This window comes from Vibrio sp. 10N.239.312.D08, from assembly GCF_041466145.1.
GTDB classification, from domain to species: Bacteria; Pseudomonadota; Gammaproteobacteria; order Enterobacterales; family Vibrionaceae; genus Vibrio; species Vibrio crassostreae_C.
In genome coordinates this window covers 1-1,137 of record NZ_JBFSSD010000132.1, presented here as the reverse complement: position 1 = coordinate 1,137, position 1,137 = coordinate 1, and the positions used below count along the sequence as shown (strand labels likewise).

The window sequence follows — 1,137 nt, the reverse complement described above, 5'->3', positions numbered from 1 at the left end:
TTTCTTCGACTTTATCGCCGACGTTCAGTTGATTAAACGCGCTGTTGGCGGTGAATACCCAATGACCATTGGCATCAATAGTCAGGTCACCGTTGGTACCGGAAATGGAATCGGGTGTGAAGGTATTATCTGGATTATCCACGTCAGTACTGGTTAGCGTACCTGAGGTAGTTACCGCTTTGTCGGTTTCATCGATGGCGACGGTCGCACTACTCACTGTAGCGGCGTCATTAGTGCCGTTAATGATGACCTTAATTGCTGACTGAGTGCCATCCACAGACGTTACCGTGAATGTTTCTTCAACCTTATCGCCAACGTTGAGTTGGTTGAACGCGCTGTTGGCGGTGAACGCCCAATGACCATTAGCATCAATAGTCAGGTCACCGTTGGTACCGGAAATGGAATCGGGTGTGAAGGTATTATCTGGATTATCCACGTCAGTACTGGTTAGCGTACCTGAGGTAGTTACCGCTTTGTCGGTTTCATCGATGGCGACGGTCGCACTACTCACTGTAGCGGCGTCATTAGTGCCGTTAATGATGACCTTAATTGCTGACTGAGTGCCATCCACAGACGTTACCGTGAATGTTTCTTCAACCTTATCACCAACATTAAGTTGGTTGAACGCGCTGTTAGCGGTAAATACCCAGTGGCCATTGGCATCAATGGTTAGATTGCCATGTGTACCAGTGAGCGAACTTGGTGTGAAGGTGTTGTCTTGGTTATCGATATCGCTGCTGGTCAGAGTTCCTGAAGTCGTGACGGCTTTATCCGTCTCATCGACAGCCACAGTCGCACTACTAACCGTCGCGGCATCGTTTGTGCCGTTGATGGTGACCTTAACAGTCGATGGTGTACCATCCACAGAAGCAACCGTAAAGGTCTCTTCAACCTTATCGCCAACGTTGAGTTGGTTGAACGCACTGTTGGCGGTAAACACCCAGTGACCATTGGCATCAATGGTTAAATCACCGTGGGTTCCCGTGATCGAACCTGGTGTAAAGGTGTTATCCGGGTTATCCAAATCCGTACTGGTTAGCGTGCCTGATGTCGTTACCGCTTTGTCGGTTTCATTGACGGCAACGGTCGCACTGCTGACAGTAGCGGCGTCGTTAGTGCCATTAATCGTGACCTTGA

The 1,137-nt window shown here is 49.3% G+C and carries 1 protein-coding gene; it reads right to left on the bottom strand.

Annotated elements, in window-relative coordinates:
• A partial coding sequence (locus AB6D58_RS24505; protein ID WP_372158801.1) for a VCBS domain-containing protein occupies nucleotides 1-1,137 on the bottom strand: 1,137 nt, incomplete at both ends.